This is a genomic window from Mycobacterium sp. NGS57, assembly GCF_059812405.1.
Genome location: NZ_JCALCP010000004.1, coordinates 153,013 through 175,281, shown reverse-complemented (window position 1 = coordinate 175,281; position 22,269 = coordinate 153,013). Strand labels below are relative to the sequence as shown.

Sequence of the window (22,269 nt, the reverse complement as noted above, 5' to 3'; positions counted from 1 at the left end):
CGGTGGGACGATTCGACGGGCTGTGGCGCTACGACGGCCGCCGCGCGGTGGTGACCGGATGCGCGTCGGGTATCGGCGAACACGTGGCGCGCCAGCTGGCCGAACTCGGGGCCGACGTCGTCGGGCTGGACAGGCTCCGTCCGTCTTTCGGACTCAACGAGTTTCACGAGCTCGACCTCGCCGACCCCGCCTCGATCGACCGCGCCGCGGCGTCCGTCGACGGGCCGGTTGATGCGCTGTTCAACGTCGCCGGCGTCTCGTCCGGGATCGGCGACCCGCCACTGGTCGTCACCATCAACTTCCTGGGAACGCGGCAGCTCACCGAGGCACTGATCCCGAAGATGGCCGCGGGATCGTCCATCGCGAGTGTGTCCTCGCTCGCGGCCGCCGGCTACCGCGAACATCTGCGGGCCGTGGCCCCGCTGCTCAACACCGCGACCATGCAGGAAGGCATCGACTGGTGTCGCCGACATCCCGAGGCGGTGGGCAGCGGCTACCAGCTCTCCAAGGAAGCGCTCATCCTCTACACCATGCGCAGCGCAACGCCGTTGGGCGCCCGGGGCATCCGCATCAACTGCACCGGCCCCGGGGTCACCGAAACCCCGATCCTCGATCAGTTGCGCGCGGCCTACGGACAGGGCTTCCTCGACGACATTCCCAAGCCCCTGGGCCGGGTCTCCGACCCCATCGAGCAGGCCTCGGTCCTATTGTTTCTGAACAGCCGTGCGGCCAGCTACATCTCGGGTCAGGTGCTGTGGGTCGACGGCGGAAACGTGGGCGCCGCCATCGCCCGTGAACTCGAGGAAGGACGGGCTCCGTGGCCAGTTTGAGCGACTTTCGCAAGGCCGCACGTGACGTCTCCAACTGGGGGCGCTGGGGCGACGACGACGAGCTGGGCACGTTGAACTTCATCACGGCGGACAAGGTCGCCCAGGCCGCCGGCCTGGTGCGGCACGGAAAAGTGTTTCCGCTCGGCGTCGACTTCGGCGCGTCGGGGCCGCAGGGCGCCTTCGAGTTCCGGCACAACCCCGTGCACGTCATGACGGTGGACGGCGGCGACGTGCGCACACTGGCGAAGTACGGCCCGGAGTGGGCACGAAACCCGTTGGCCAAGCAGCTGAGTGGATACATGACGGCCGACAACCCGTTCCGCTTCAACGACGACATGATCATCATGCCGCTGCAGGCGGCCAGCCAGTGGGACGCGCTGTCGCACGTCTACTACGACGACCAGCTCTACAACGGCTTCCCCGCGGACTCGGTGACCAGCATGGGGGCGTTCCACTGCGGCATCGACAAGGTCGACGTCAAGGGCATCACGTCGCGGGGCGTGCTGCTCGACCTGGTTCGGCATCGTCGCGCGGAGGTCTTTCTCGAAGCCGGGAACCCCATCACCCCCGAGGAACTCGACGACGTCGTTCACGCGCAGGGGGTGACGGTCGGACGCGGCGACGTCGTGCTGATCCGGACCGGTTGGTGGGCAAGGTTTCTGCAGACCGGAAACAAAACTGAGGGCTACTCGGGGCTGGACTGGCGATGCGCCTCGTGGCTGCACGATCACGAGGTCGCGGCGGTCGCGGCCGACAATCTCCAGGTCGAAGACCTGGTATCCGGCGTCGAGGGGATAACGTTCCCCCTGCACCTGTTGTGCCTGCGCGACATGGGGATGATCTTCGGCGAGTACTGGGACCTCACCGCGCTGGCCGAGGACTGCGCGGCCGACGGCGTCTACGAGTTCCAGCTCGTTGCGCCGCCGTTGAGAGTCGTTGGCGCCGTGGGTTCTCCGGTGAATCCGATCGCGATCAAGTGATGGGGATTCAGCGCAAGACCACGCTGGTCGACGGCCTGACCACCAGTTATCTCGAGGCCGGCGACGGCGACCCCGTGGTGCTGCTGCATGGCGGCGAGTTCGGCGGCAGCGCCGAACTGGGCTGGGAACGCAACATCGCAGCGCTCGCCGCCCGCCACCGGGTGCTGGCACCCGACCAGCTCGGATTCGGGCAGTCGGCGAAGGTGATCGACTTCGTCGACGGCCGCGGCATGCGGATTCGGCATGTGGCGCGTCTCTGCGAGGAGCTCGGCATCGACTCGGCACACTTCGTCGGCAATTCGATGGGCGCCATCAACCTGCTCACCGACATCACCTCGGACGCACCGCTGTTGCCGATCCGCTCGTTGGTGCTCATCTGCGGCGGCGGCGAGATCCAGCAGAACCGGCATTTCGACGCGCTACAGCAGTACGACGCGACTCTGCCGGCGATGCGGTGCATCGTCGAGGCGCTGTTCCACGACCCGGGCTACCCCGCCGACGAGGGCTACGTGCGGCGCCGCTACGAGTCGAGCACCGCGCCAGGCGCGTGGGAGGCCGTGGCGGCGGCGCGTTTTCGCCGCCCCGGCGCGACGCCTTCGGCGACGCCGTCGAGCACGCGGGCCTACGAGCGCATCGGTGTGCCGACGCTCGTCGTCGAGGGCGGAGACGACAAGCTGCTGCCCGCCGGGTGGGCCGCGTCGATCGCCGAGCAGATCGACGGCGGGCGCTCGGTGGTGGTGGGTGACGCCGGCCACTGCCCCCAGATCGAGCAGTCGTCAACGGTCAACGAGCGGCTACTCGACTTCTTCGCGACCGATGTCAAGGCTTAGAAAACGTAGTCCAGCCGGGTCTGCATCCCGGCCTCCTGGTGATAGGTGTTGTGGCAGTGCAACATCCACAGACCGGGGTTGTCGGCGACCAGCACGGCACGCAGCCTCTGCCTGGGCAACACGATAACCGTGTCCTTGCGCGCGCCGGGGCTGCCGTCGGCCTTGATCACCTGGAAAGTATGGCCGTGCAGGTGGATTGGGTGATACATCGTCGTCGGATTGTCGAAGGTGATGGTCGATCTCTCACCGTGCCGGATATGCAACGGATCCGCCTTGCTGCTGTAGGCCTTGCCGTTGATCGTCCAGTTGTACTGCATCATGTTGCCGCCCAGCACCACCGGCAGCTCGACACCCGGCTGCGGGCGGCCGAGGTTGACCGGCGTTGTGGCCGTGAACATTTCCACCGTCCCCACCCGCTGGTTGAGCTGGTCCGGTTGAAAGTCCGCGTCGGGTGCGGTTCCGGCCCCGGTCGACAGCAGCGCGCGCGCCAGGGCGTTCTTCCCTTCGGCGAGGGCGACCAGCGGGAACACCCCGTCGGCGGCGGTAACCATGACGTCGTAGCGTTCGGCCATGCCGATGAGCAGGGCGTCGACCCGGGTGGGCACCACGGGATAGCCGTCGGTGTGGGTGACGGTCATCGAGTGGCCGGCCAGCGCGACGCGAAATGCCGTGTCGGAGCCGGTGTTGATGAAGCGGATCCTGATCCGCTGGCCCGGCTTGGCGTTGAAGGTGGTGGGCGCCGCCGGAATTCGGCCGTTGATCAGGTAGTACGGGTAGCCGATGTCACCGGCGTCGCCGCCGAGCAGTTCGCTTTTGCCGGGCATTCCCGACATCCCGGATGCCTCGGTGGTCGGGGTGGTCGAGGTCGTCGCGGTTGTCGGGTTCGTGGTCGTAGGGGCGGGCGCCGGCGGCATGCTCGGCTTGTTCGGACTGGTGAGTTCGTTGTAGAGCTGCTGCGGGCTCTTTCCGACACCGTCGGTCCAATCATCGAGGACGACGATCCATTCGGTGTCGTAGTCGTCCTCGGTCGGATCGTCGACGATGAGCGGCAGATACAGACCCATATCGGCGTCGAGACCGGTGTGCGGGTGGGCCCAATACGTGCCCGAATTCGGCACCGAGAAGCGGTAAGTGAAGTCCTGCCCGGCCGGAATATTCGGTGTGGCGGGCGCGGCGCCGTCCATGTCGTTGCGCAACGCGATGCCGTGCCAATGCACCGACGTCGGGTGGTCCAGCCGATTCGAGACGGCGACGACGACCTCGTCACCGATCTTGGCCCGGATCGGCAGTCCCGGAATGGTGTTGCCGTAGGCCAACGTACGGACGATCGGGCCGCCGAGATCGACCTGCGACTGCTGGGGTGTCAGGCTGACGTTCACCGTGCGGCCGCTGTGCGGCCGGGCCGCCTCGGCCGTGGCGATGGCGGCGGCCAGCTGCGCGGAGGCGCCCGATGCCTGGGACCTCGATTGGCCGCAGGCGGTCAGCGCCAGTCCGCCGGCCAATCCACCGGCAAAGCCGGCGGCCAGGAAGCCGCGCCGGGTGAGCCGCGCCCGGTCGAAGGGGTCCCCGCTTGCGGGTTGAGCAGGCATTCAACGCTCCTCGTCTCCGGTCGGTTCGCCCCCGCGCCTTATACCGTGCAGTGCCGTTGGCCGGATGGCAAGGACCGGCACGGCCAAACATCGAAGAGGTTATGCATTGCGTCGACGCGAAGTGCGCCCGAGATGCCCTCGCGCACAGTGGCGTCGGTCCAACTCGCGACGGCATCGCCCTCGGCCCCGTCGAGAGCGCGCCACTACAACGATGGCGGCGATCCGCAGCGCCCGGCGAAGCCGGGCTTGCGATCGCCACTACAACGATGGCGGCGACCCGCAGCGCCCGGCGAAGCCGGGCTTGCGATCGCCACTAGGCGTTCCGCGAGGCCAACCAATCGTTGAAGCGGGTGGGGTAAATCGTCGGATCCTCGCCGTCGATGGGAACGATGGTGTGCTCGTCGAGCCGCGTGCCGAAATACCGGGCGTCGGGGTCACCGACCACCCGACGTGGATCGCCGGATGCGGCAAGGGCCGCGCGGATGAACTCGTCCATGCCCCGCTTTTCCGGGCCGGCGATGTTCGTGTAGCCGTTGGTGGGATCGCTGATCGTCGCGCCCGCGACCGCCGTGGCGACGTCCTTGGCGGCGATGGGCTGGAACGCCCCTTGCGGCAGGCGGACCGTGTCACCCTCGGTGGCCGAATCGGCGATGGCGCTGACGAATTCGAAGAACTGGGTTGCCCGCACGATCGAATACGGGACCCCCGATTCCTCGATCAACTTCTCCTGGGCGATCTTGGCCCGCATGTAGCCGCTGTCCGGGGCGCGGTCGGCACCGACGATCGAGAGCGCGACGTGGTGCCGCACGCCGGCCGCTTCCTCGGCGGCGAGCAGGTTCTGGGTCGACGCCATGAAGAAGTGCAGCACGGGCTCGTCCTCGAACGAGGGGGAGTTGGACACATCCACCACCGTGTGCACGCCCGCCACCGCTTCGGCGAGGCCTTCACCGGTGACGCTGTTGACACCCGAGCGCGGTGAGGCCGAAACCGCCTCGTGCCCAAGCTGCGCCAGGTTGGCGATGACCTGCGAGCCGATGAGTCCGGTGCCGCCGACGACCAGAATTTTCACTATCGAGCCTCCCGAGTTTGCGATGACTGGCCACCCCAGCATCGTCCCCGGCGCGCCGGCAATGGAACCCGGGTGGTACTGCGATACGGCGAACGCCAGCTTAAATCAACTGCTTGACTTAACGGAGGCGCCACCGATTAACTCGTCGTGTGGTCAACGAACTCGCGGGCAAAGTAGCGATCGTCACCGGCGGCGCGTCCGGCCTGGGACGCGGCATGGTCGAGCGATTTGTCGCCGAGGGCGCCCGCGTCGTCGTCGCCGACGTCGAGACCGACGCCGGTGAAGCCCTGGCCGCGGGACTGGGCCCAAACGCGTGTTTCCGGCGCACCGACGTGTCCGATCCCGAACAGGTCGGCGCGCTGGTGGCCGCGGCCGTCGAGACGTTCGGAGGCTTGCACGTGATGGTCAACAACGCCGGGGTCTCGAGCAAGATGCATCGCCGGTTCTTCGACGACGACCTGACCGATTTTCACCGCGTCATGGGGGTCAACGTCCTGGGCGTGATGGCGGGCACCCGAGAAGCCGGGCGGCACATGGCCGAACACGGTGGGGGATCGATCATCAACGTGACCTCGATCGGCGGGATCCAGGCCGGCGCCGGCGTGATGACGTACCGCGCGTCCAAGGCCGCCGTCATCCAGTTCACCAAATGCGCGGCAATCGAATTCGCGCACTACGAAGTTCGGGTCAACGCCATCGCGCCGGGCAACATCCCGACGCCGATCGTGTCGAAGTCGGCGCTGGACATGGATCCCGAGCAGCTCGTGCGGTTCGAGGCGCAGATTCGCCAGACGATGCGGGAGGACCGCCCGCTGAAGCGCGAGGGCACCCCCGACGACATCGCCGAGGCGGCGCTGTATTTCGCGACCGACCGGTCCCGCTACGTCACCGGGACGGTGCTGCCGGTGGACGGCGGGACGGTCGCCGGCAAGCCGATCCGCCGACGCAGTGACTCACGTCCGGCTAACTGACCATCAGTGGCCGATGACCTCAATCCGGCAACTCGGCCCATCCGCACGCGCCAGACGAGCGTCGAGCGTCAGGAGCGTCGCATCGAACGCTTCAGCCAATGCGACGTAGAACGCGTCCCAGCCTCGTACCGAGTCGCGCAGTTCCCATGTGCGCTCTAGCAGCCAACGGTGGCCGAATCTTTCGCCGGGCCAATCGCGCAGATCGGCTACTGCCTGCGCGGCGGCTGTGCCGTCCAATTGTCCGCGCAAGTGCTGAGCGCGGATGACGCCCATCACCTCAACGTCGATCACGTGGGGAGCCACCTGGTCGATGTCGCTTGCCAGGCGGGCCGCGATCTCACCTGACCGCGGAGTATCCGCGACGACTTCAAATAGGCACGATGCGTCAACGATCAGCATCGGGCCACTCGCCCCGCCACTCGTCCAACGTCGCGAGCACATCAGCCGTTGCTACAGCCGACGGGCGCCGGCCAGTGCGCGCCAACCACTGCGCGACTGACGGCCGCGCGGCCAACCGGGCGGCGTGCTGGCGAAGTAATTCGGGAACCGTGATTCCCTCTTCCGCTGCGCGCCGCACCAATGCCGCGTAGACCTCGTCGTCGAGGTCTCGGATCTGGATCGTCTTAGGCATGATCGCATCGTAACATGCATGGATGCACCACTACATGCGTTGTCGATGCAGGTGGCCTCCTTTTAAATCAAGCGCTTGACTTAATCCGCCCCGCGGGGTTGACTAGCCCAATGACCACCGCAGGCCGGGCCGTCCGCACCGAACGGGCCAGCTCCACCCAGGAGGCGATCCTGGTGGCGGCCGAGCGGCTTTATGCCGAACACGGCATGTTCGCGGTGTCGAACCGGCAGGTCAGCGAGGCCGCCGGCCAGGGCAACAACGCGGCCGTGGGTTACCACTTCGGCACCAAGGCCGACCTGGTGCGCGCCATCGAGCAGAAGCACCGCGGCCCCGTCGAGCAGCTGCGTGAACAGATGGTGGCCGAGCTGCTGAACTCCGGCGGTCCCGTTCAGATGCGCGACTGGGTGGCCTGCCTGGTGCGCCCGTTGACCGACCATCTGGCCGACCTCGGAAATCCCACCTGGTACGCGCGCTTCGCGGCGCAGGCGATGACCGACCCGGCCTACTACAACATCATCGTCAAGGGGGCGCTGAGCTCGCCGTCGCTGGTGCAGGTCGTCGACGGAGTCAACAGCTGCCTGCCCAACCTGCCGGCCGAGGTCCGTTTCGAACGCAACATCATGGCCCGCAACCTGCTGATGCACACCTGCGCCGACCGGGAACGCGCGTTGGTGGCGGGTTCATCGATGCACCAATCGTCCTGGCGGGCTGCCGCTTCCGGCCTCATCGACGCGATCGTGGGCCTGTGGCTGGCGCCCGTGACGCCGTACGAGTAAGGGGTCCGCAGGTGAAAGTGACTGTTGACCAGAACATTTGCGCATCCTCGGGCAACTGCGTCATGAACGCGCCCGAGGTGTTCGACCAGCGCGACGACGACGGCGTGGTCGTCTTGCTCAACCCGAATCCCACGGCCGAGCAGGCCGAGGGCGCGCGCCGCGCGGCGGCGGCGTGCCCCGCCCTGGCCATCCACATCGAGGAATGACATGTCGGAAACGTTGACGAGCACCGCGACCACCGAAGCCGAGGTCCCGGAGTATCCGATGGCCAGGCAGGCGGGCTGCCCCTTCGCCCCGCCGCCGGACGTCATGGCGCTTGCCGAAGCCAGGCCGCTGTCGCGGGTCCGGATCTGGGACGGCAGCACCCCGTGGCTCATCACCGGCTACGAGCAAGTGCGCGAGCTGTTTTCGGATTCCCGGGTCAGCGTCGACGACCGGACGCCGGGGTTCCCGCACTGGAACGCGGGCATGCTGTCGACCGTTCACAAGCGGCCGCGCTCGGTCTTCACCTCCGACGGCGAGGAGCACACCCGATTCCGGCGGATGTTGTCGAAGCCCTTCACCTTCAAACGCGTGGAAGCGTTGCGGCCGACCATCCAGCAGATCACCGACGACCACATCGACGCGATACTCGCCGGACCGCAACCCGCCGACGTCGTCACCGCGCTGGCGCTGCCGGTCCCGTCGCTGGTGATCAGCCAGCTGCTCGGGGTGCCCTACGAGGACGCCGACATGTTCCAGCACCATGCCAACGTCGGCCTGGCGCGCTACGCGACGGGGGAGGACACCGTCAAGGGCGCGATGACGCTGCACAAGTACCTGACCCAGCTCGTCGAGGCCAAGATGGAGAACCCCGGTGAGGACGCGGTTTCCGACCTGGCCGAGCGCGTCAAGGCCGGCGAGCTCAGCGTGAAAGAGGCCGCGCAGTTGGGCACCGGGCTGCTGATCGCCGGGCACGAGACGACCTCGAACATGATCGGACTCGGCGTGCTGGCGCTGCTGGAAAATCCCGACCAACTGGCCGTCATCCGCGACGCCGAAGACCCCAAGATCGTCGCCAACGCGGTCGAGGAGCTGTTGCGCTACCTCAGCATCATCCAGAACGGCCAGCGCCGCGTGGCCCTCGAAGACATCGCCATCGCGGGCGAGGACATCAAGGCCGGCGAGGGCATCATCATCGACCTGGCCCCGGCCAACTGGGATCGGCACGCCTTCACCGAGCCCGATCGCCTGTACGTGCACCGGTCGGGCGCGGACCGCAACGTCGCGTTCGGCTACGGCCGCCACCAATGCGTCGGGCAGCAGCTGGCCCGCGCGGAGCTGCAAATCGTCTTCCGGACGTTGTTGCGCCGCATCCCGACGCTGGCGTTGGCCATCCCGATCGACGAGGTGCCGTTCAAGGACGACAGGTTGGCGTACGGCGTCTACGAATTGCCGGTGACCTGGTGACGCAAGCTGACTACTCTCGAAGAAGCCGAGCCCGAATGGAGGGTCAAAGATGACGACTCAGACAAGCACCGTTTCGCTCTATCCGCCGGGAGGCTTTGGCGCACCGAAGGATCGGCGCGGGCACGCCAGCGGCAGCAACGTGGGACTGCCGGAAGGCACCGTGGTCTTCTCGGCCGACAACCACATCTCGCTGGCCGCCGACATCTTCTACGAGCGCTTCCCAGACGAGCTCAAGGAGAAGGCCCCGCGGATCTGGTACGAGGAGGGCGCCTATCAGGTCGGGCGCAAGGGGCAGTCGTTCCTGCCGGGTGACTTCAGCGCGGTGCTGATGCAGTACGACGACCTGCCCGGCGCCGCCAGCACCAACATCGAGGCCCGCATCCAGGAGCTGCACGACGACGGTGTCGACAAGGAACTGGCGTTCCCCAACGCGGTGCTGGCGCTTTTCCACTACCCCGACAAGAAGCTTCGCGAACTCGCGTTCCGCATCTACAACGAGTACATCGCGGAGCTGCAGGAGCGCTCCGACGGCCACTTCTACGGCGCCGGGCTGATCAACTGGTGGGACCCGGAGGGCACGCGGCGAACGTTGGACGAGCTGAAATCGTTGGGGCTCAAGACGTTCCTGTTGCCGCTGAATCCCGGCAAGGACGACGACGGCAACATCATCGACTACGGCAGCGCCGCGATGAAGCCGGTCTGGGACGAGATCGAGGCCGCCGGGCTCCCGGTCACCCACCACATCGGTGAAACCCCGCCGAAAACGCCGTGCCAGTTCAACAGCGTGGTTGTCGGCATGATGATCAACATCGACGGCTTCCGCGAACAATTCGCCAAGTACCTGTTCACCGGAATTCTCGACGACCACCCGGGGCTGCGGATCGGCTGGTTCGAGGGCGGGATCTCGTGGGTCCCCTGGGCGTTGCAGGACGCCGAACACCTGGTTGCCTCGTACCAGCACATGTTCAACCGCCCGCTACAGCACGACGTGCGCTACTACTGGGACACCCACATGAGCGCCTCGTTCATGGTCGACCCGTTGGGCCTGCAGCTGATCGACAAGATCGGGGTGGGCAAGGTGATGTGGTCCAGCGACTACCCACACAACGAGAGCACCTACGGCTACTCGGAGAAGTCGCTGGCCGCCGTCGTCGAGGCCCTCGGGCCGGCGGACGCGGCGCGGGTCGTCAGCGGCAACATCACGGAATTCCTTGGCTTGTGACGACTTTCGCTCAGCCCGCCGGTACCACCAGTAATGCTCTGGTGATCCCCGACGCACCCGACCTGGCGCGCATGCGCCGCGAGACGGGGGCGCGATTGCGCTCGGCGATGGCCGAACGCGGCGTCGACGCGATGGTCCTGCTGGGCAACAACGCGGTGGTGTACGCGACGGGAACCAGTTGGCCGCTCGGCGATGCCGGGCTGTCCTACGTCGAGCGGCCGGTGGCGGTGGTGCTCGCGGGCGACGATTCGCCGCACCTGTTCCTGCCGTTTCGTGAAGGTGCCTCGCTGGAGTCGGACCTGCCGGCCGATCACCTGCACGGGCCGGTCTACCTCGAATTCGACGAGGGCGTAGAGAATTTCGCCCGCGCGCTGGCCGACCTGATCCCCGCCGGGGCGAAGGTCGCGGTCGATGAATACACCGGCGCCATGTCGCGCGCCCACACGTCGTTGTTCCCCGGCGGCGCCCCCGCCGACGCCGGCGCCGTCGTCGCCGCCGCCAAGGCGGTCAAGACACCCGACGAGCTGTCGTGTATGCGTACCGCCATCCGGATCACCGATCAGGCGATGGTCGACGTCTACCAGGCGCTGGCTCCCGGCATCCGCCAGATCGACTTGTCGGCGCGCTTTTTGCGCCGTGCGTTCGAACTGGGCGCCACGGCCAGCATGCTGGAACCGATCTGGCAGGTGATGCCGCCGAGCAAGGCCGAAGGCGTGTGGACCACACACGGCGACCTGGCGCTGCCGCTGCTGAGCACCGAACGCGAACTCGCCCAGGGTGACGTGCTGTGGACCGACGTCAGCATCACCTACCAGGGCTACTGTTCGGACTTCGGGCGCACCTGGATCGTCGGCCGGGATCCGTCGCCGCGCCAGCAGGCGCAGTTCGACAAGTGGTTCGAGATCATGACCGCCGTGCTGGACGTCGCCAAGGCGGGCGCCACCGCCGCGGATCTCGGGCGCGCCGCGATCAAGGCCAACGGCGGCACCAAGCCGTGGCTGCCGCACTTCTACCTCGGCCACGGCATCGGCGTCAACGCCGCCGAAATGCCCATGATCGGAACGGATCTCGGCCAGGAGTTCGACGAGAACTTCGTCCTGCAATCCGGGATGGTGCTGGTTCTCGAGCCGGTGGTCTGGGAGGACGGCACCGGCGGCTACCGCAGCGAAGAGGTTTTGGTGATCACCGACGACGGCTGGATTAAATTGACCGACTACCCGTACGACCCCTATGGCTCCCATGTCTCCCATGTCAGTTGAAGTTTGCCCTGACAGTCGCGCGCTGCGCTCCGGGCGCCGGCAACGGGCGCTCGAGCAGATGGCGGCGCGCGACCTCGACGTCCTGGTCCTGGGCCGGCAGGCCAACGTCCGGTACATCACCGGCGCACCCCAGCTGTGGGTCGCCGGGACCCGGCCGTTCGGCCCGACCTGCGTGCTGGTGCGCGAAACCGGCGCGATACATCTGCTCAGCACCTGGGACGAGGGCGTCCCCGACGACATCCCCCACCAAAACCTGTACGGCATCTCGTGGAATCCGATGAACACCATCGCGGCGCTGCAGCGCATCGACGGCGCGGCCACCGCACGCCGCGTCGGAACCGACGCGCTATCACCGGCTTTCGCTCAGCTGCTGCCGACGGCGTTCCCGAACGCCGAGCTGGTCGACGGGGAGCTGGCCATGCGCGCCGCGCGGCGCATCAAGACGGCCGAGGAGGTGCAGTCCCTGCGGGAGGCGATCGCGGTCGCCGAAACCGGGCTGGCCGCCGCGGTGTCCGAGCTGCGGCCCGGGGTCAGCGAACAGCTGCTGGCCGGGGTGCTGCTGGAAGCGGTGGCGGCCGGCGGCGTGAGCACCCCGTCGAATCAGGATGTCGCGTGGGTGACGTCGCGCGAGCACCCGTGGCGGGTCAGTCGGCCCGGTCGCGACCGGCGCGTGGGCGAGGGCGACCTGGTGGCCTTTTCGGCCGGGGTGCTGGCGGGCGGTTACGTCGGCGAGGTGGGACGGACGTGGCCGGTGGGCAACACCGGCTCCGCCGGCCTCTACCGGCGCTGGGATGACTTGTGGGCCAATCTATTAGCGGCGTGTCGGCCCGGCGCCGCGTCCGACGAGCTGCTGTCCGCCTACGCCGCGGTGGGGGAGCCCGCGCCGCCGATGCCGGTGGCCCGCGGCCTGGGCATGGGGTTCGACCCGCCGGTCGTCTCCCAGCACCTTCCCCGAAGCGCGGCCGCCGAGCGACTGGAGCCCGGGATGGCGCTGGCCGTGACGGGCTACGTCTGGGAGCAGGGCATCGGTGCGGTGTTCGGCCGGGAGGCGGTGTTGATCAACGCCGACGGCCCGGAAGTGCTGACCTCGAGCCCGTCATGGCGGGCGTGACCGGAGGGCGTGTCGATCCACCCCTGACCGGCTACGCGGTGGTCGACCTGTCCACCGGCATTGCGGGCGCCTACTGCACGAAACTCCTCGCCGACGGCGGTGCCGACGTCGTCAAAGTCGAAGCGCCGGAGGGTGATTCGCTGCGGCGATGGTCGTCCTCGGGCGCCGCCATCCCCGCCGGCGCCGACGGCGCGCTGTTCAGCTATCTGTCCGGCTCCAAGCACAGCGTGGTCGCCGACCCCGACGCCGGCGACGACCTCGAGCTGGTCAACCGATTACTGGCCGCGGCTGACGCCGTGGTCTGGACCCGCGGTTCGAGACTGGCCGAACACGAGCGATTTACCCCCGCCACGATCCACCGTGACCACCCCCACCTCACCGTCGTCTCGATCACGCCGTTCGGCCTGGAGGGGCCCTGGAAAGACCGGGCGGCAACCGAATTCACGCTGCAGGCGTGGTCGGGCGGGATCGTCGGACTGGGACGCGGACTGCCCGAACGGGCGCCCGTCTTCGTCGGCGGGCGCGTCGGCGAGTACATGGCGGGGGCCTACGCGAGCGCGGCGACCATGGCGTCGCGCTTCGGCCGTGGCGACTCGGCGCAGGGGCAACGCGGGGAACTCATCGACCTGTCGGTACTGGAGACCCAAATCCTTTGCCTGACTTATTACCCGGTTACCTACTTCGAAATGCTCGGCCGGCCCTGGCGAGACGCGCGCCGGCTCACGGTGCCGGGTGTGGCCCAGGCAAAAGACGGCCTGGTCGACCTCGGCTGCGGCACCGCGCAGCAGTGGTTCGACCTGTGTGCGATGGTCGGCCATCCGGAGTGGATCGACGAGGAGTCGCCGCTGACGATCACCGAACAGGCCAACGTCCATGCCGAAGACATCTACGCCTGGGTGGAGGCCAACCTCGTCGACGAGATCCGCGATCTCGCAACGGCATTCCGGATTCCCAACGCCCCGGTCGCCAACGGCGCCACCATCGCCTTTCTCGACCACTTCGCCGAACGCGGTTCCTTTGTGCGCAATCCCCGCGGCGACTTCCACCAGCCCGGCCACCCCTACCGCATGCGGCCCGCGCAGCTGCGCCCACCGGGACCCGCGCCGCGATTGGGCGAACACACCGCGCTGCACCGGGACAGGCCGGCGTCGCCACGCCCCGCGCCGACGGGCTCGGGCTCGCCGAAACGGTTGCCGTTCAGCGGGCTTCGGGTATTGGACATGACGACGTTTTGGGCGGGGCCGAGCTGCACGCACTTTCTGGCCATGCTCGGCGCCGAGGTCATCCACCTGGAATCCGCCCGCCGCCCGGACGGCACCCGGCTCATCGCCGGGATACCGGTGAGCGAAAAGCAATGGTGGGACAAGTCGCCGATCTTCGCGGCGCTGAACACCAACAAGAAGGGCCTGGCGCTGGACCTGCAGAACCCGCGGGGGCGGGGGTTGTTACTGCGACTCATCGCGACGTGCGACGTGATCGTGGAGAACTTCACCCCCAGGGTGCTGGACCAGATCGGGCTGGATTTCGCGGCGGTGCAAGCGGTTCGGCCCGACGCGGTGATGCTGCGCATGCCCGGGTTCGGCCTCGACGGGCCGTGGCGCGACAACCCGGCGTTCGCGTACGCGATCGAGTCCGCGTCGGGCCTGAGCTGGCTGACCGGCTACCCCGACCGCCCCCCGTACGAGCCGTATTCGATCGGCGACCCCAACGCCGGTGTGCACGCGCTCAACGCTGTGCTGCTGGCCCTGGAGCACCGCCGCCGCACCGGGCAGGGGGTGCTGGTCGAGGCGGCGATGGTCGACGCGGCGCTGAGCATCTCCGCCGAGCAGATCATCGAGTACACCGCCTACGGCGCGGTCCTGCAGCGCGCCGGCAACCGGGGACCGACAGCGGCGCCGCAGAACGTCTACCGCACCGCCGACGTCGACGAATTCGGCCGGCTCGACAGCTGGGTCGCGATCGCGGTGGAAGCCGACAGTCAGTGGGAACGCCTGCGCGAGGCGCTGGGATCACCCTCGTGGGCAGCGGATCCCACACTGGCAACCGAGGCGGGGCGGCGCGCGCAGCAGGACCTGGTCGACGAACGGCTGGCCACGTGGTGTCAGCAGCGCAGCGCCGACGACGTCGTTGCGGCCCTCTGGAGCGCCGGCGTGCCGGTGGGCAAGGTGCTGCAGCCCCACCGCCAGACCGAGCTGGAGCAACTCGCGTATCGGAACTTCTTCGAGGAAGTCGACCACCCGCTGAGCGGCCGGGCAAAACTCAGCACCGTGCCGATGCGGCTCTCCGGCGGCCCGGGTCTGTTCCACGCCGATCCCGCCCCCACGTTGGGCCAGCACAACCACGAGTTGCTGTCCGGGCTCGGTTTGAGCCCGGCCGAGATCGCGGCCCTCGAAGCCGACGGCATCATCGGCACCGCACCCGCGTGGCACGCGGCGACCTGACGCGCACCGCACGGATCGCGCACGTCGCCGTTTGACTTGCGCGGAGTTTCTTGCCGGGCCCGGTTTCGCGGCGTTTGCGACGGTTTGTCCGCCAATGCAATAACTTCCGGTTTCGATCGGGCGGCAATTACCGTCAAAATCGGCACCATTAACCAATTTTTCAATGTCGCGAATACGTAAATGACGTCCGCGCAAAATGCTGACAATTCGACACGACTCTCATAAAGTCCTTGTCGTCATGGTGCGTAATTGCCGGCCGAACACCGCGAATTTCTTGGCGGAATCCAATCGGAAAGGACGGGCGTGATGAGTTTCTTGACGTCGTCGCCGGAGGTCAATTCGGCGCAGATGTATTCCGGCGCCGGCTCGGAGCCGATGCTGACCGCCGCGGCGGCCTGGGACGGGCTGGCCGGTGAGCTGGGGTCGGCGGCGGACTCGTTTTCGTCGGTGACCTCGGGTCTGGTGAGTTCGTCGTGGCAGGGGCCGGCGTCGCAGGCGATGACGGCCGCGGCCGCCCCGTATGCGCAGTGGCTCACCGTCGCGGCGACCCAGGCCGGAGGGGTGGCCACCCAGGTCAAGGCCGTCGTCTCCGCGTTCGAGGCCGCGCGTGCGGCGGTGGTGCATCCGCTCACGGTGGTGGCCAATCGCGATCAGCTGGTGTCGCTGGTGGTCTCGAATCTGTTCGGCTTCAACGCCCCCGCAATCGCGGAGAAGGAGGCCGAATACGAACAGATGTGGGCCCAGGACGTGGCGGCGATGGTGGGCTATCACGGCGGGGCGTCGGCCGCCGCCGCGCAGCTGACGCCCTGGCAGCAGGCGCTGCAGGGCCTGCCGGGCCAGGTGGCGGCCGCGGCAGGCGTTAACCCGGCGGCCACCGCCGTCGAGTACGGGCTGATCGCGTCCCTCGTTTCGGTGACCATCATCAGCGGCACCAAGGCGATGGGCTCGCAGCTGTCGACTACGTTCGGCGCGGTCGCAACCTCCATGTCCACCGGCACCGCGGCGGTCGCAAAGGCAGCGACGAGGGCGGCGACGAGGGCGGCCGGGGAGATGGCCAAGGCCGCCGCGCCCGCGGTCCGCGCCCTCACCTCCACTCCGGCGGGAGCCGCCATGGAAGCTGCCGTCAGAGAGGTTGGGACCACGGTGGGCGGCGCCGTCACGACCGTCGTGCACGCGGTCGACGGCGCCGCCACGGCCGTGGTGCACGCGGTCGACGGCGCGGCCACGGCGGTCGGGCAGGCGGCCGACGGCGTGGTGGCCCAGGGGGTCGTGGCGCTCGCCGGCAATCCGACCGCGTTTGTCGACGCGATCAGCGCGGTCTCGGCCAATCCGACCATCTTCAACGACGTCGTGACGTTGCTCGCGGGCAATCCGGCGGTGCTGAACAACCTGGTGACGGCGGTCGCGGGCAATCACGCGCTATTGGCGAGCGCGTTGAACTTATTGCAGAATCCCGCGGTATTCAACGACATATCGACGCTGTTGCTGAACAATCCGGCTTTGGTGCAAGACCTGGTGAACCTGGCGCAGAGCAATCCGGCGCTGGTGCAGGAACTGATGTCGGTATTTACGCAGTTGCCGCCGGGCCTGCAGGAGCAGCTGGAGCAGTTGGCCGCGCAGTTGGCGACCCAGGACGGGCTGGTTCCGCCGCCTAGCGAATAGGCCGCTAGTGCCGCCACCCCTCGGTGGCCTGCTCGTCGAACGTCCGGTCGATCCGCTCGAACCGGCGCTTGACCGAGCCGCGGGCCGCCTCGTGCGGCAGGATATACAGGCGGTTCGCCAGGATCGCATCGGCCGTCAGCCGGGCGACGTCGTCGACGCCGACGCTGTCGTCCTGCGCCGGCAGGCCGAAGTCGCCTGCGGCATCGGGCGCCGAGGCCAGCCCGTAGTCGGCGCCCCGGATGCGTTCCGAGTTGGACACCAGCTTCGTCTCGACCACCATCGGGCACAGCACCGACACACCGATGCCGCTGTCCTTGACCTCGCGGGCCAGCGTCTCGGCCAGGCCGACAACGCCATACTTGGCAACGCCGTACGCGCCGAGCCCGGCGTTGGGCACCAGCCCGGCGAACGACGCGGTGAACGCGATGTGGCCACCCGTGCCCTGCTCGAGCAGCCGCGGCACGAACGCCTCGACGGCGTGGATCGAACCCCACAGATCGATGTCGATCACCCAGCGCCAGTCGTCGTGCGTCATCTGCGCGATGGGGCCGGCGACGACGATGCCCGCGTTGGAAAACACGACGTCGACCTGGCCGAGGAGGCGGAATGCCTCGTCGGCCAGGTGCATCATCTCCTCGACATGGCGGACGTCGCACTGCACGCCGTGCGCATCGAAGCCCTCCCCGCGCAATTCCGCCACGGCCCGTTCCAGCGCGGGCTGATCGACGTCGGCGAGCACGAGCCGCGCACCGCGGCGGGCGAACTCGGTGGCGGTGGCCAGACCGATGCCGCTCGCTCCGCCGGTCACCACCGCCGCGCGCCCTGCAAATCCGTCCATGGGACGGAACCCTATTTCAGGCAGCTACCCGCATCGACGGGCAGGGTAACCCCGGTGACGTAGCGCGCCTCGTCGGAGGCGAAGAACAACACCGCGTTGCTGATGTCCTCGGCGTCGACCCACGGAACGGGCAGGGTGTGGAACATCTGGCAGATCGGGGCCATGTCCTCGGGGCCCGGGTTCTCCAGGTCGGGCCGGAACATCTTCCAGGTGCCCTCGTTCATGATCATCCCGGTGCTGACGTGCGTGGGATGCACGGAGTTCACGCGAATGTTGTGCTGCCCCAACTCGACAGCGAACGAACGCATCAGGCCCACCACGCCATGCTTGGCGGCGACGTAGTTGCCGCAGTGCGGGTAGGCCTTCAACCCGCCCACCGAGCTGGTGAGGATGATCGACCCGCCGTTGCCGCCCTTGATGAGGTGTGGCACACCGGCTTTCACCGTCTTCCACACGCCGGACAGGTTCACGTCGATCATTTCCTGCCAGTCGTGCTCGCTGCACTGGTCCAGGGTGTCGCCGCCGTTGCCGATGCCGGCGTTGGCCACGATGATGTCCAGCCGCCCCAGTTCCTCGACGCCGGCGTCCACCGCGGCCTTCAGCGCGTCATAGTCACGCACGTCTACCTCGGCGGTGTAGATCCGGCGATTGAGGCCCTTGACCAGGTCTGCGGTCTCGGCCAGCTCCTCCGGCGTCGCCGGCGGGATGGGGGAGGTCTCCACGATGCGCTTGCAGACGTCGATCGCGATGATGTCGGCGCCTTCCTGGGCCAAACGCACCGCGTGGCTGCGCCCCTGGCCGTGCGCCGCCCCGGTGATGAAAGCGACTTTGCCCTCAACACGTCCAGTCATGACTACCTCTCTGATTTCGGTTGTGATCGGCTGCGCCTCAACGGAGAACAGCCGGCATTGTCTCCCATCCCCGCACCGTCGAAGTCGGGGAGAGCTTGGCCTCGGCGAGGTCGACGTCCCACTCGGGGAAGCGCTTGAGGATCTCCTCGAGCGCGATGCGGCCCTCCAGGCGCGCCAGCGCCGACCCTAGGCAGTAGTGCGTGCCGACGCTGAAGGTCAGGTGTTGGTGCGTCTCACGCCGGATGTCGAAAACGTCTCCGTCCGGCGGGAATTGGCGGTGATCGCGGTTGGCGGCGCCGATCAGCATCATCATGACGCTGCCCTCGGGCACCCGCTGGCCGTAGTACTCGATGTCTCGGGTGACGTAGCGCGAGACGTGCGGGGCCGGTGGCTCGAAACGCAGCAGCTCCTCGATGGCAGCGGGAATCAGCGACCGGTCCTCCAGCAGGGCGCGCCGCTGATCGGGATGCTCGGACAGCACCTTTCCGGTCCAGCCGATCAACCGCGTCGTGGTCTCGTTGCCGGCGCCGGACACCACGCTGACATAGGTGAGGAGTTCGTCGCGGGTGAGCCTGCGAACGGTCCCCGTCTCGTCCTCGAACTCGGCATTGAGGAGTTCGGTCATGATGTCGTCGGAGGGGTGCTCGGCGCGCCAATCGATGAATTGGCCGAAGAACTCGGGGTTGACCATGCCCTCGGCGCTGGTATCCATCGGCTTGCCGGCCTCGGTGCGCATCTGGGCGTTCGCGAAATCGCGTGCGGCTTCTTGATCTTCCTCGGGAACCCCGAGCAACATGCCGATCACCCGCATGGGCATCTGCGCGCCGAGGTCGGCGACGAAGTCGAACCGGTCCGCTCCGATCAGCGGATCCAAACTGCGCGCGCAGAATTCGCGGATCTTGGGCTCGAGCTCGTTGATCTTGCGCGGGGTGAACATTCGCGAGAGCAACTTGCGGTGGATGTCATGGATCGGTGGATCCTCGAAGATGACGGTGCCGGGCGGAATGTCGATATTGGCCTTGATGATTTCCAGGATCGCGCCCTTGGCCGAGCTGAAGGTCTGGTAGTCGACCAACGCGTCGTCGACGTCGTTGAAGCGGCTCAGGGCGTAGAAGTCGTGTTCGGTGTTGTGATACAGCGGCGACTCTTCGCGCAGCCGGGCAAACATCGGATAAGGGTCGGCGTTGAGCCCCACGTCGTACGGGTCGAAGTAGACTTCGCTGGCCGCGCTGACTGTCACGGGTAATCAATCGCCTCTCGCCGGGTCCGCGCTCGCCCGGAATCGCGGATCGTGCCGCTTGTGAACTCTGTCATCGGCACCAACAGGTGTCAACGACGAATCCGTTTCGGCTAGGTCTGGTTCTAGATATTAGAGAATACGATTCTCGCGAGGCAACTAGCGTGCGCTATTTGCTCAGCTCGTTGACGGTGGGGGAGCGGATCCGGACCGTGTCAGGCGACGAATCCGCGCGAGCAGAAGTCCCACACCTCGTCGGCGGTGATGGGGTGGACCGTGGCGTCGTCGGAGCCGCCGCTGGACTGCGCGATGAACATGACGGTCTGCATGGTCATGGCGGCCGCCCGCTTCGGGTTGACCTCGGTGCGCAGCTTTCCGGCGGTGCTTGCGGCCTCCATGAGTTCGGTGAGCAATGCCAGCAGTGGAGCGTGGGCGATCTTGACTTCGGCCGGATGCGTGACCAGCAATCGCGGCGCAAAGTCGGTGAACAAGGGCCGCTTGGCCGTCGGGTCGGGTCGCGACGCCTCGTACAACAGCTCCACGGCAACCTGCAGGCGCTCCAGTGGGTCGCTGTGACTTTCGGTGGCGGCGCGGATCTGGTCGGCCGACCGGCTCAGCGCGTCCTCGAACAGGGCGAGCAGCAACTCGTGCTTGCCGTCGAACTGCAGATAGAAGCTGCGCAACGACTGTCGGGACCGGTCCACGACCTCCTGGACGGTGAAGTCGGTGCTGCCCTTTTCGATGATGATCGCCTGCGCGGCGTCGAGGAAGCGCTGAACGCGCTGAGCCGCTCGGAGTTTCGCGGTCTTGATGGATCGCTCGACAGCGCGTTGTTTCCAGGCCGGCTCTTCGCTCGGGCTGGTCACGGGCGGCTCGGACGGTTGCCGCGTGCGGAGAACATGGTTGGACTCTACCGGAGAACGCCGTGCCATCGGTGCGCTCGACCCCCTATGGACGCCGTGTCGGAGATTGTAACTTTCTCACGACGAGAATACTATTCTCTTACACGTGTGTATGGAAGCGGAATCTGCAAGAGCAGAGCGCGCCGTCCCGGAGAATCCGGAAACCACCCTGCAGGGAGTGCCGTGCAGCTGACCTTTGACGCCGATGTCGAGGCGTTCCGCGCCGAGTTCGTGGCGTTCTTGGACGCGCACCTGCCGTCCGAGGGCGAGGCGGTCGAGCGGCCGCGGTCGAGCTCGCACATTCCGGAGTGGGCCCGGCGCTGGCAACGGCTGCTGTTCGACAGCGGATGGCTGTTGCCCGGCAACCCGCCCGAATTCGGTGGCCGCAACGCGACGCTGTTGCAGCAGTACGTGTACTTGGAGGAGCTGGGGCGGCGGCGCATCTATCAGAGTTTCAATCCCCAGGGCGTGGGAATCATTGCGGCGTCGTTGTTGACGTTCGGCACCCCGGAACAAAAGCGGCGGTGGGCCGTGCCGATCCTACGGGCCGAGATCACCGCGTCGCTGGGGATGAGCGAACCCGGTGCGGGCTCGGACCTGGCGTCGCTGAAGACACGGGCGGTGCTTGACGGAGACCACTTCGTCGTAAACGGACAGAAGGTGTGGACGTCGGGAGCCCACGACGCCGACGTGCTGTTGGCCTTCGTGCGCACCGACCCCGAGGCCCCAAAGCACAAGGGCATCAGCGCTTTACTGATACCGACCGACGCCCCCGGCGTAGTCTGCCGCCCGTTCGCGTCGGTGTCCGACAGCGAGGACGTCGATTTCAACGAGGTGTTTTTCACCGACGCCCGGGTGCCGGCCGAGAATCTGGTCGGCGAGCTCAACGCGGGCTGGCGGGTGGCCACCGGTTCGCTGGGTCACGAACGCGCGATGCTGTGGCTGGACTACGCCGAGATGTTGCACGCGATGACGGTCGATTTCGGTCCGTCGGGAATGGTGCAGCGCGATCACTACGCGACCCTGGTCATGGACTGTTACGCGCTGCGGCTGATGGGGTCGGCCACGCTGGCCCGTGCCGCCCGCGGGGAAGAAGACGTGCCGGCCCAGTCGGTGCTCAAGCTGCTGGGCTCGGAGGCGCTGCAGCGCGCCTGCGAGAACGCGCTGAACGCGGCAGGCGCAGAGGGGCTCGGGTACCACGAGGTGACCGCCCCGTTCGCGCCGCTGAACCTGGACAGCCACTACCGCAGCTGGTTCGATCGCTACGCGCGGACTTTCGCCGCGACCATCGCCGGCGGGACCTCCGAGATCCAACGGAACATCATCGCCGAGCGGGTGCTCGGCCTGCCCCGCAACTAGCGGGCGTCCGACCACGCGTAGTAGCCGATCGCGACGAGCCCCGCCGCGATGGACACCGCCCCTAATACCATGCCCGCCAATGCGATTCGCGGATTGTTCGCCTCGCCGCGCTGCGCGCGACGGCGGCCGATGTCGCCGGTGATCACCGCGGCGATGCCGAATGGCACGCCGATCAGCAGCCAGCAGGTGAGCAGCGCGACCATGCCCACCAGCAGCGAAGCGACGCCGACCTCGTTTCGGGGCGCACCGGGCTCACTCATCG

Annotated in this window: 21 protein-coding genes and 1 pseudogene; 13 read left to right on the top strand and 9 right to left on the bottom strand. The window is 67.5% G+C overall.

What is annotated here, in order from left to right:
* Window positions 1-2: 2 nt before the first annotated feature.
* From AC5Y43_RS09705 to AC5Y43_RS09695, 3 genes are read left to right on the top strand one after another with little or no spacing between them, the layout of a single operon-like run.
* Complete coding sequence (locus tag AC5Y43_RS09705; RefSeq protein WP_499971870.1) at window positions 3-830, top strand: coniferyl-alcohol dehydrogenase; 828 nt, start codon at window positions 3-5, stop codon at window positions 828-830.
* A complete protein-coding gene (locus AC5Y43_RS09700) occupies window positions 818-1,810 on the top strand; it encodes a cyclase family protein (protein WP_499971869.1) in 993 nt (330 codons plus the stop codon). The genes AC5Y43_RS09705 and AC5Y43_RS09700 overlap by 13 nt, the downstream gene beginning before the upstream one ends.
* Window positions 1,810-2,640 carry an alpha/beta fold hydrolase gene (locus AC5Y43_RS09695; protein WP_499971867.1) on the top strand — a complete coding sequence of 277 codons (831 nt, stop codon included), beginning with the start codon at window positions 1,810-1,812 and terminating at the stop codon, window positions 2,638-2,640. The genes AC5Y43_RS09700 and AC5Y43_RS09695 overlap by 1 nt, the downstream gene beginning before the upstream one ends.
* Here the strand turns inward: AC5Y43_RS09695 and AC5Y43_RS09690 are convergent.
* Both AC5Y43_RS09690 and AC5Y43_RS09685 read right to left on the bottom strand, forming a co-directional pair.
* Window positions 2,637-4,229 (bottom strand): multicopper oxidase family protein, encoded by a 1,593-nt coding sequence (locus AC5Y43_RS09690; RefSeq protein ID WP_499971865.1) that lies wholly within the window; start codon window positions 4,227-4,229, stop codon window positions 2,637-2,639. The two genes, AC5Y43_RS09695 and AC5Y43_RS09690, sit on opposite strands and share 4 nt — an antisense overlap.
* Before the next feature lie 313 nt (window positions 4,230-4,542).
* A complete protein-coding gene (locus AC5Y43_RS09685; RefSeq protein ID WP_499971863.1) occupies window positions 4,543-5,298 on the bottom strand; it encodes an SDR family oxidoreductase in 756 nt (251 codons plus the stop codon).
* Window positions 5,299-5,447: 149 nt separating this feature from the next.
* Between AC5Y43_RS09685 and AC5Y43_RS09680 the strand changes: the two genes are divergently transcribed.
* Window positions 5,448-6,269, top strand: coding sequence for an SDR family NAD(P)-dependent oxidoreductase (locus AC5Y43_RS09680; protein WP_499971861.1), 822 nt, complete (start codon window positions 5,448-5,450; stop codon window positions 6,267-6,269).
* Between the two features lie 3 nt (window positions 6,270-6,272).
* On the opposite strand, the gene AC5Y43_RS09675 is transcribed toward AC5Y43_RS09680, so the two are convergent.
* A complete protein-coding gene (locus AC5Y43_RS09675; RefSeq protein WP_499971859.1) occupies window positions 6,273-6,668 on the bottom strand; it encodes a type II toxin-antitoxin system VapC family toxin in 396 nt (131 codons plus the stop codon).
* The gene (locus AC5Y43_RS09670; RefSeq protein ID WP_499971857.1) at window positions 6,655-6,900 is read right to left on the bottom strand and encodes a FitA-like ribbon-helix-helix domain-containing protein; all 246 of its coding nucleotides are present in this window, start codon (window positions 6,898-6,900) and stop codon (window positions 6,655-6,657) included. Before AC5Y43_RS09670 ends, AC5Y43_RS09675 begins: the two co-directional genes overlap by 14 nt.
* 110 nt (window positions 6,901-7,010) lie before the next feature.
* Here AC5Y43_RS09670 and AC5Y43_RS09665 point away from each other — a divergent pair, with 110 nt between their 5' ends.
* The 8 genes and pseudogenes from AC5Y43_RS09665 to AC5Y43_RS09630 all read left to right on the top strand — a co-directional run.
* Window positions 7,011-7,676: a TetR/AcrR family transcriptional regulator gene (locus AC5Y43_RS09665; protein WP_499971855.1), complete on the top strand. Its 666-nt coding sequence runs from the start codon at window positions 7,011-7,013 to the stop codon at window positions 7,674-7,676.
* A gap of 11 nt (window positions 7,677-7,687) precedes the next feature.
* Window positions 7,688-7,882, top strand: coding sequence for a ferredoxin (locus tag AC5Y43_RS09660; protein ID WP_067327441.1), 195 nt, complete (start codon window positions 7,688-7,690; stop codon window positions 7,880-7,882).
* 1 nt (window position 7,883) lies between these two features.
* Complete coding sequence (locus AC5Y43_RS09655; protein WP_499971854.1) at window positions 7,884-9,125, top strand: cytochrome P450; 1,242 nt, start codon at window positions 7,884-7,886, stop codon at window positions 9,123-9,125.
* 160 nt (window positions 9,126-9,285) lie between these two features.
* Entirely contained in the window at window positions 9,286-10,347 is a 1,062-nt protein-coding gene (locus AC5Y43_RS09650) for an amidohydrolase family protein (protein ID WP_499972215.1), read from the top strand.
* 71 nt (window positions 10,348-10,418) lie between these two features.
* Complete coding sequence (locus tag AC5Y43_RS09645) at window positions 10,419-11,606, top strand: M24 family metallopeptidase (RefSeq protein WP_499972214.1); 1,188 nt, start codon at window positions 10,419-10,421, stop codon at window positions 11,604-11,606.
* Entirely contained in the window at window positions 11,596-12,717 is a 1,122-nt protein-coding gene (locus AC5Y43_RS09640) for a M24 family metallopeptidase (RefSeq protein WP_499971852.1), read from the top strand. Before AC5Y43_RS09645 ends, AC5Y43_RS09640 begins: the two co-directional genes overlap by 11 nt.
* A complete protein-coding gene (locus AC5Y43_RS09635) occupies window positions 12,714-15,158 on the top strand; it encodes a CaiB/BaiF CoA-transferase family protein (protein ID WP_499971851.1) in 2,445 nt (814 codons plus the stop codon). Before AC5Y43_RS09640 ends, AC5Y43_RS09635 begins: the two co-directional genes overlap by 4 nt.
* 306 nt (window positions 15,159-15,464) lie before the next feature.
* A pseudogene (locus tag AC5Y43_RS09630) lies at window positions 15,465-16,106 on the top strand (PPE domain-containing protein); the annotation flags it as partial.
* Window positions 16,107-16,824: 718 nt separating this feature from the next.
* Here AC5Y43_RS09630 and AC5Y43_RS09625 read toward each other — a convergent pair.
* The 4 genes from AC5Y43_RS09625 to AC5Y43_RS09610 form a co-directional block, all read right to left on the bottom strand.
* Window positions 16,825-17,658 carry an SDR family NAD(P)-dependent oxidoreductase gene (locus tag AC5Y43_RS09625; RefSeq protein WP_499971850.1) on the bottom strand — a complete coding sequence of 278 codons (834 nt, stop codon included), beginning with the start codon at window positions 17,656-17,658 and terminating at the stop codon, window positions 16,825-16,827.
* Window positions 17,659-17,669: 11 nt separating this feature from the next.
* Window positions 17,670-18,509 (bottom strand): mycofactocin-coupled SDR family oxidoreductase, encoded by an 840-nt coding sequence (locus AC5Y43_RS09620; RefSeq protein WP_499971848.1) that lies wholly within the window; start codon window positions 18,507-18,509, stop codon window positions 17,670-17,672.
* A gap of 37 nt (window positions 18,510-18,546) precedes the next feature.
* Complete coding sequence (locus AC5Y43_RS09615) at window positions 18,547-19,749, bottom strand: cytochrome P450 (RefSeq protein WP_499971846.1); 1,203 nt, start codon at window positions 19,747-19,749, stop codon at window positions 18,547-18,549.
* A gap of 212 nt (window positions 19,750-19,961) precedes the next feature.
* The gene (locus tag AC5Y43_RS09610) at window positions 19,962-20,612 is read right to left on the bottom strand and encodes a TetR/AcrR family transcriptional regulator (protein WP_499971844.1); all 651 of its coding nucleotides are present in this window, start codon (window positions 20,610-20,612) and stop codon (window positions 19,962-19,964) included.
* A 219-nt stretch (window positions 20,613-20,831) separates the two neighbouring features.
* On the opposite strand from AC5Y43_RS09610, the gene AC5Y43_RS09605 reads away from it, so the two are divergent.
* Window positions 20,832-22,007, top strand: coding sequence for an acyl-CoA dehydrogenase family protein (locus tag AC5Y43_RS09605; RefSeq protein ID WP_499971843.1), 1,176 nt, complete (start codon window positions 20,832-20,834; stop codon window positions 22,005-22,007).
* Here the strand turns inward: AC5Y43_RS09605 and AC5Y43_RS09600 are convergent.
* Window positions 22,004-22,267 (bottom strand): DUF4190 domain-containing protein, encoded by a 264-nt coding sequence (locus AC5Y43_RS09600; protein WP_499971841.1) that lies wholly within the window; start codon window positions 22,265-22,267, stop codon window positions 22,004-22,006. The genes AC5Y43_RS09605 and AC5Y43_RS09600 overlap by 4 nt on opposite strands.
* Window positions 22,268-22,269 lie beyond the last annotated feature (2 nt).